The following is a 7,727-nucleotide window of genomic DNA, read 5'->3' as shown; positions in this document are numbered from 1 at the left end:
TGGGCATCCGGGAGCAACTGACCTATTCGCGGCGGTACGAACGCGGTGTCCAGACGCCTCTGGAAACCCTGACGCGGGGGACCGGCACGTGCCGCGATTACGCGTTCCTGATGATGGAGGGCGTGCGCTCGCTCGGCCTCGCCGCCCGTTTCGTAAGCGGCTACATCTTCGTGCCCGGTGCGGGCGATGCGCCGGTCAGGGGCGGCGGCGCCACGCATGCGTGGCTTCAGGTCTACCTGCCGGGGGCGGGATGGGTGGACTTCGACCCGACCAACAGCATCATCGGCAACCGCAATCTGATCCGCGTCGCCGTCGCTTGGGCTCCGGCCCAGGCCTTGCCGCTGTGGGGAACGTATACCGGCCCGCCGTCGTCCTTCCTGGGAATGGACGTCAGCGTGAGCGTCATGGACGAGGCGGAGCCGTAAAGCCTTCCGTACGGCTGCCGTGCCCGCTGGCACGGATATCGCAAGTCGACGCCATCGCCTATACTCTTCGAACAGCTGCACTGGCCGGCAAAGATCGACAGACCAAGATACGCCAGCAAAAACAACAAGGAGCCAGACCATGCGAATCAAGGTAGGGTACGAGCTGGTCTACGAATGTCCTCAGCCGACGCCGATGCTGCTGATGCTGAACATTCACTATTCGCGCGCGTCGGACATAGTGGTCCCGGACCACTTGGTGACCGACCCGCCCTTGCCGATCACCGCCTATCGCGACGGCTTCGGCAACTGGTGCAGCAGGATCGTGGCGCCTAAGGGCGTGACAAGGATCAGCACGTCCGCCGTGGTCCGCGACAGCGGCAAGCCCGACGTTATCGTGCCGACGGCCCGGCAGCATTCGCTGGAGGAACTGCCGGAAGAAGCCCTGGTGTTCCTGCTGGCCAGCCGCTACTGCGAAACGGAACTGCTCAGCGATGTCGCCTGGGAGTTGTTCAGCAAGACCGAACCCGGCTGGAACCGCGTGCAGGCGATCTGCGATTTCGTCCACAATCACATCAAGTTCGACTACATGCAGGCCAGGGCGACCCGGACTGCCTTCGAGGCCTACAATGAAAAAGTAGGCGTTTGCCGGGATTATGCCCATCTGGCGCTCACTTTCTGCCGCTGCATGAATATTCCCGCGCGCTACTGCACCGGTTATCTCGGCGATATCGGCGTGCCGCCGCCCTACGGCGTGATGGACTTCGCCGGCTGGTTCGAGGTCTATCTGGGCGGCCAGTGGTACACCTTCGATGCCCGCAACAACACGCCCCGAATCGGCAGGGTCCTGATCGCACGCGGCCGCGATGCGGTGGACGTGGCGCTCAGCACGACCTTCGGGCCGAACACGCTGACCGGGTTCTCGGTGATCACCGACGAGATGCCGGACGCGGCGTGACTTTATCGGAGGCCGCGACGTCCCATTAGAGGCTGCCACTTCTGGCAAATTGTTTGTTCCCCAGACTGCTCCTTATCCTTCGATGGCACTCGGTATCGTGCTGAAACGAAAAGATAAGATAAGAGCAGTCCTCGGGGGGAGAACATCCGTTATGGGAAGAGTGGCAGCTACGGTCGCATCGACGCTTTGCCTGCTGATCGGCATGGCGCCGGTTGCGATGGCGAAGGACGGCCGCGACGACGACGGCGGCAAGAAGGGGCGGCCCGACAGGATCGAGCGGATCGAGGAGCAGATCCTCGGCAAGGTCCTGCGGGCCGACTACGACGGCCGGAGCAACGACCTGCTGACGGCGGGCCTTGGGGCAACGGGGCTGGCGAACCCGCTGGCGCCGGCGCCGGCGAACCCGGTGGCGCCGACGCCGGAAGAGCTTCGACGGCTCGCCATCTACAACAATTACCGGGCGCTGGTAGACGTGTCGGCGGACGGCGGCTACGGCAGGCTCTACGGTCCGCTGGTCAATGCCATGGGCGATGCGAAGGCCCGCGACGGCAAGGTTGCAGGTACCGAGTATCTGGCGCTGCTGGACGGCAAGCGCGGCCATCGCGACGATGACGACGACGGCAACTCGCGGGTGACGGTGGCGCTCCAGGTGCCCGAGACCTTCGATCCCGCCAATGCCTGCATGGTGACCGCGACGTCGTCCGGCTCGCGCGGGGTCTATGGCGCCATCGGGACTTCCGGGGAATGGGGCCTGAAGAAGGGCTGTGCCGTCGTCTATGTCGACAAAGGCACCGGCACCGGCTTCTTCGATCTCCAGAACCGCAAGGGCTACACGGTCCAGGGCGAGTTCGTGGACGCGGGCAGGACGGTCGAACCGCTGAACTTCGACCCGAAGATCCCGCGCCGGGAGCTGGATCGGTACAACAAGGACAACCCGAACCGCTGGGCGATCAAGCACGCCCATTCCCAGGAGAATCCGGAAGAGGACTGGGGCACCGATACGCTGAGGGCGATCCAGTTCGGTTTCTACCAGTTGAACCGGCACTTCGCCGACGACAAGGCAGTGGGCAGGATCACGCCGGCCAATACGCTGGTCATCGCGTCTAGCGTGTCCAACGGCGGTGCTGCGGCGCTGCGCGCGGCGGAGGAGGACAGGAAGGGCTGGATCGACGGCGTCGCCGTGTCGGAGCCGAACGTCAACCCGAAGCGCGACCGGTCGTTTGCGATCCAGCAGGGCAATGGGCAGCCGCTGGTCGAGCACGGCAGGCCGCTCTACGATTACATCACCTTCTATACGCTGTACGAGGGCTGTGCGGCGGCGACGCCTGCCAATGCGCGGGCGGCCAAGGTCTGCACCGATCTCAAGAGCCGTGGGCTGATCGACAGCGGCGGTCCGGTCGAGGAACAGGCGGCGGAAGCTCGGGAGAGAATCCGGAAATACGGCATCCTGCCGGAGCAGAACGTGTTGGCCGCCTTCTACTGGTCGGTCAACGTCTATCAGTCCGTTGCGGTCGCCTACGCAAACGCTTATTCCAGGTCAAGCGTGACCGACAATCTCTGTGGCTTCTCCTACGCCTTCGCCGATGCAACCGGCAAGCCGGCCCCGCTGCCGGCGGCCAACGCGGCCCTGGCCTTCTCCGGATCGAACGGCGTGCCGCCGACCGTCGGCATCCAGTTGATCCGAAACGGTGTGTCCGCGACGACGGTCGGCGGGGTGGCGGCGCCGATGGCCGATGTCGATGGCGCCGTCTGTCTGCGTAACCTTTGGACCGCTGGCGATAAGTCGCGAAGGGGCGGCGATGACCGCAATCCGGCGAAGCGGCTGAGCAAGGGCGTGGAAGACGTGCTCACCACGTCGGCACTGCGCGGCAAGCCCACAGTCATCGTCCATGGCCGGTCGGACGCGCTGATCGCGGTCAACCACTCTTCCCGGTCGTATTATGGCTCGGCTTTGAAGAAGCGGCAGAACATCCGGTACTACGAAGTCACCAATGCCCATCACCTGGATGCCTTCAACGTCCTGCCGGGCTTCAACGCCGCTTACATCCCCCTGCACGTCTACTTCAATGAAGGGCTGGACCGGCTTTACGATCACCTGAAGAGCGGGAAGCAACTGCCGCCCAGTCAGGTCGTCCATACGGTTCCGCGAGGCACCGGAGCGCCGACGATCACGGCGGCGAACGTTCCGCCGATCGCGGAGACGGTGGCGGAAAAGGACCGTATTACCTTCGACGGTTCGGTGCTGCGCATACCGGAGTGAGATGGGGTAGAAGTTTAGTGGATGACATGAAGGCTTCGCGTTGAAGTCTTCATGCTATCTTAGTAGTTTTGTAGGTCGGTCTAAAGCGAAGCGGCAGCCGACATAGACGCGCCTGCTTGTCGGCTGCCGCTTCGCTTTAGACCGACCTACGGCGGTGAGTCATCTCTATTTAGCCGGCGTCCCATGAAGATCGTGCCGGCCACGGGCGTTTCGTAATACGGATCGATCGGCTGGAAGCCCGCTTTCCGGTAGAGCGCGATTGCCTCCCCCATAGTCGGCAGGGTGTCCAGCCGCATCTCGCCATAGCCGATCCGCGCCGCTTCGGTGACGACGGCATCGACCAGCGCCTTGCCGAGACGCAGCCCTCTTGCCTGTGGCGACACGTAGAGCCGCTTCATCTCGCAGCGGCCAGCATCGTCCAGGGGCCGGAGCGCCACGCATCCGAGCGGTTCGCCGTCCGTGCCCCAAGCGATGAGCAAGGCGCCGGACGGCGGCGCGTATTTGCCCGGAAGGCCGGCTAGTTCCGCTTCAAAGCCTTGATACGACAGATCGATGCCGAGCGCCGCTGCGTATGCGGTGAACAGTCGCTTCACGGCATCGAGATCGGCGGACGACCCGGCGCTGACGATCTGGAAAGTGGCATCGGACATGGCGCCACCTTACCGGCCGGCACCGCTCCGGACAATGAGGATGCCGCGTTACTCCTGCAAAGCTGCCGCCGGCGTCGGGTCGGGCGTGTCGGTCCACTCGTAGAGGTCGACGGGGGCGCCGCCGTTCATCACGAAGCGTTCGAACGGGTATTCGTGGTGGACGGGGTGCTGATCGTAGTGCTTGACCTTGCGATAGTTGTATTCGAGGTTCCGGTCCAGCATCCGGCGCACGTCTTCCCGCATTTCCCGGTAGAAGATGCCGTCTTCGACCGCGATGAAGCGGGGGCGGCTGTCGAGTATCCTTTGCATCTCGACGGCGGGATCGACCCAGGGGCAGCCGTCGCGGCCCGGATAATTGAAGTTCGGCAGGCCGGTGAAGGAGAAGCGCGTCGGGCTTTCGGCGCCGGTCAAGAAGTAGATGGCGGGCTGGAATCCGACGACGTAGAGCTTGTCTTCGGGCTGAAGCAGCGGCTTGAGGTCGGCTGCGACGCGGCGCGGGGTATCGCCGGCCCAGGCGTCGCCCGCCAGCCGGTCCTTGACGATGTAGATGCTGTGCATCAGCGGATGCTTGGCGACGGCGTAGACGGTGATGCCGCCGAGGACGGCCAGGAAGGCAGCCCTCGCGCGCCGGCGCGGCAGGTGGATCAACAGGCCGCGCCCGAGCGCCAGCCCGGTCAGCAGGCAGAGCGGCGGCAGGAATTGCAGGAAGTAGTGGTCCGATGCGATCCGCAGGAAGATCTGGCACAGGATCACCGCGACGATCCAGACCGTCAGGAACAGGACGGCACGCTTCTCCCGGCCGTCGGTAGTCAGCCAGCGGGCGGACAGGGCCGCCACGACGGCGCCGATCCAGATCGGCGCCTGCTCCGACATGGCGCGGAAGCCGGCATCCCAGGAGATCGGGCGGGTAATCCCGTAGAAGACGCGGTGCGCTTCGACATTGGCGGCGAACCAGGCATCGGCATGGCCGGTGACGGCATAGAGCAGGATGACGCCGATGGTGGGGACCAGCGCCATGACGCCCAAGAGGATCAGCGGCTTCAGGCTGGCGCGCAGGTTGGCGGTGAAGTCGCGGAAGGTGGGCGTGGTCAGGATGAAGTAGCCGGCCAGGAAGGCCAGCATGTCGAACAGCACCGACTGCTTGATCTGGATCGCGACGCCCAGGATCAGCCCGACCCCGGCCATCAGCGCCAGTCCCGGACGCTCGCCCCGGACGACGGGGCGCAGCACCAGCAGAAGGGCCAGGACGGCGCAGGCGTTCTGAAAGATTTCCCCCTGGAAGGCCATGCCGCCATCGGCAAGGCTGAAGATCAGGTACCCCAGCCCCGCGACGATCCCGATGGCCCGGCGTCCGTCCGGGAACAGGAGAGCCGCGATCCGGCTGAGCATCCACGCGGTCAGGCCGACGGTCACGCTTGAGCCCATGCGCGCCGCAATTACCGGATCGATCGGCAGCATCGTGAAGGGCGTCGCCAGGGCGAATAGACCGAAGGGCTTAAGGTCGCAGACGGTCGTGTAAGGCATATGGCCGCGAGCGAATTCCGCGCCCATCAGTAGATACATGCTTTCATCGTAGTTGAGTACCGAATAGAGTAGAGCCGGCGATCTCAGAAGGATGGCACCCACTATGAAACTAATAATCACGAAACTTTCGTAACGAATTTGGGTGCTTCGGTTTTCGTTTATACTCATATCGTACACTTTCAAGAAAAATCTACATTTATGCGTGTTGGCACCCGATAACTACCATCCGCCCGGACCATTTAAGACAAACAACCGTAGTAGCCCTTCGATGCGAATATACTCATATCGAGCGATCATTAGATTGTTACAGGCACAAGTCGGTTATGATTGTGTTTCGATGGGAAACGCCTGACCAGCGATAGCATTGCCGTCTGGTGAGACATCGGGGACAAACAATCAGTCGGAAAATTATTACGGAATAAAATCCAAAAACGTGAACAGTGCCGGATTCACTAGAACAGCCGAGACAAATTTTCGACAGGTACTTTCGGAATGGAACAGTAAGCCCCAATGTCGGGTTTATCGCGACATGAATTGCGGGCTGCCGGCATCGGATTGGAGGTTTCCATCCGAATAGACCCCATGTCCGCTGTCGGAAAACCAAGATACAGGAAGTTCGTATGAGTTGGGCCGGACCCTTTCAGATCGAGATTGGCAAGACACGATACAGCACCCCGCCAAAGTACTCTCAGTCCACATCGCCGTCAGACAACGAAGACACGATTCCCCTGGTATGTTTCTCGCACCTCCGGTGGAATTTCGTCTATCAGCGTCCGCAGCACCTGCTGTCTCGGTTCGCAAGGGACTACCGGGTCTATTTCGTCGAAGAGCCCGTCGATAGCGAGAGCCGAACGGCTTGGCTGGACGTCCGGACGGACGAAGGCGGCGTGCGGGTCGTCGTTCCCAAGCTGCCGGAAGGCCGCACGGTCGAGCAGACCAACGAGACGCTGCGCACGCTGCTGGACGACTTCTTCGCAGCGGAAAGGATCGTCGATCCGGTGCTCTGGTACTACACGCCGATGAGCCTGGACTTTACGGACCACCTGAAGGGCCGCGTCACCGTCTACGACTGCATGGACGAGCTTTCCGCCTTCAAGGGCGCCCCGCCGGAACTGATCGGGCGCGAGCGGACCTTGCTGGGCAAGGCCGATCTGGTCTTCACCGGCGGCTACAGCCTGTGGGAAGCCAAGCGGTCGCTGCACGCCAACGCCCATCCGTTCCCGAGCAGCGTCGATGTCGCCCACTTCGCCCAGGCCCGCGCCGGCATGGCGGAGCCGGACGATCAGAAGGACATCCCGCATCCCCGGCTGGGCTTCTACGGCGTGATCGACGAGCGGCTCGATATCGCCCTGCTGGACGAGCTGGCGGCCAAGCGGCCGGATCTGCATCTGGTCATGGTCGGCCCGGTCGTGAAGATCGACCCGGCGACGCTGCCGAAGCATCCGAACATCCACTACCTCGGCCCCAAGGTCTACGACGAGCTGCCGCAGTATCTGGCCGGCTGGGACGTGGCCCTGATGCCGTTCGCGCTGAACGAGTCCACCCGGTTCATCAGCCCGACCAAGACGCCGGAATATCTGGCGGGCGGCTGTCCGGTGGTCTCCACCGCCATCCGCGACGTCGTCCGCACCTATGGCGACTCAGGAGTGGTCCGGATCGCCGGCACCGCCGACGAGTTCGCCGCCGCGATCGATGCGGCTCTTGAAGACGCCAAGGACCGGGACCGCCTGCTGCGCACCGCCGATGCGGTGCTGAGCGACATGTCCTGGGACAAAACCTGGAACGAAATGAAGGAGAAGATCGAATGCGCGCTTTGACGCCCAATGGTACCGCCGGCGGAGCCGCCAAGGGGGCTGTCGTCGCCATGCCGAAGCGGACCAGGTTCGCCAACACGCGTTCGGGTTTCGACTATC

Annotated in this window: 6 protein-coding genes; 4 read left to right on the top strand and 2 right to left on the bottom strand. The window is 63.2% G+C overall.

All coding sequences use genetic code 11. The annotated features are described in order from the left end of the window. The 3 genes from AC5JJ6_RS32590 to AC5JJ6_RS32580 form a co-directional block, all read left to right on the top strand. Positions 1-425 (top strand): transglutaminase-like domain-containing protein (locus AC5JJ6_RS32590; RefSeq protein ID WP_496046035.1); only part of this gene is annotated, 425 nt, incomplete at its 5' end. 139 nt (positions 426-564) lie between these two features. Further along, the gene (locus AC5JJ6_RS32585) at positions 565-1,380 is read left to right on the top strand and encodes a transglutaminase-like domain-containing protein (RefSeq protein WP_496046034.1); all 816 of its coding nucleotides are present in this window, start codon (positions 565-567) and stop codon (positions 1,378-1,380) included. A 151-nt stretch (positions 1,381-1,531) separates the two neighbouring features. Continuing rightward, positions 1,532-3,640: a 3-hydroxybutyrate oligomer hydrolase family protein gene (locus tag AC5JJ6_RS32580; protein ID WP_496046033.1), complete on the top strand. Its 2,109-nt coding sequence runs from the start codon at positions 1,532-1,534 to the stop codon at positions 3,638-3,640. A gap of 146 nt (positions 3,641-3,786) precedes the next feature. On the opposite strand, the gene AC5JJ6_RS32575 is transcribed toward AC5JJ6_RS32580, so the two are convergent. Further along, a complete protein-coding gene (locus AC5JJ6_RS32575) occupies positions 3,787-4,290 on the bottom strand; it encodes a GNAT family N-acetyltransferase (protein WP_496046032.1) in 504 nt (167 codons plus the stop codon). A gap of 48 nt (positions 4,291-4,338) precedes the next feature. After that, entirely contained in the window at positions 4,339-5,814 is a 1,476-nt protein-coding gene (locus AC5JJ6_RS32570) for a glycosyltransferase family protein (RefSeq protein WP_496046031.1), read from the bottom strand. A gap of 620 nt (positions 5,815-6,434) precedes the next feature. Here AC5JJ6_RS32570 and AC5JJ6_RS32565 point away from each other — a divergent pair. Continuing rightward, positions 6,435-7,631: a glycosyltransferase family 1 protein gene (locus AC5JJ6_RS32565; protein ID WP_496046030.1), complete on the top strand. Its 1,197-nt coding sequence runs from the start codon at positions 6,435-6,437 to the stop codon at positions 7,629-7,631. Positions 7,632-7,727 lie beyond the last annotated feature (96 nt).

The organism is Skermanella sp. (assembly GCF_059503625.1).
The sequence above is the reverse complement of the archived record's forward strand: the minus strand, read 5'-3'. Positions and strand labels throughout refer to the sequence as shown.

What these genes read in the sequence shown, in the direction of transcription:
- AC5JJ6_RS32580 (WP_496046033.1), top strand. Translation starts at nt 1,532, where the DNA reads ATGGGAAGAGTGGCAGCTACGGTCGCATCGACGCTTTGCCTGCTGATC.
- AC5JJ6_RS32585 (WP_496046034.1), top strand. Translation starts at nt 565, where the DNA reads ATGCGAATCAAGGTAGGGTACGAGCTGGTCTACGAATGTCCTCAGCCG.
- AC5JJ6_RS32575 (WP_496046032.1), bottom strand. Translation starts at nt 4,290, where the DNA reads ATGTCCGATGCCACTTTCCAGATCGTCAGCGCCGGGTCGTCCGCCGAT.
- AC5JJ6_RS32570 (WP_496046031.1), bottom strand. Translation starts at nt 5,814, where the DNA reads ATGCCTTACACGACCGTCTGCGACCTTAAGCCCTTCGGTCTATTCGCC.
- AC5JJ6_RS32565 (WP_496046030.1), top strand. Translation starts at nt 6,435, where the DNA reads ATGAGTTGGGCCGGACCCTTTCAGATCGAGATTGGCAAGACACGATAC.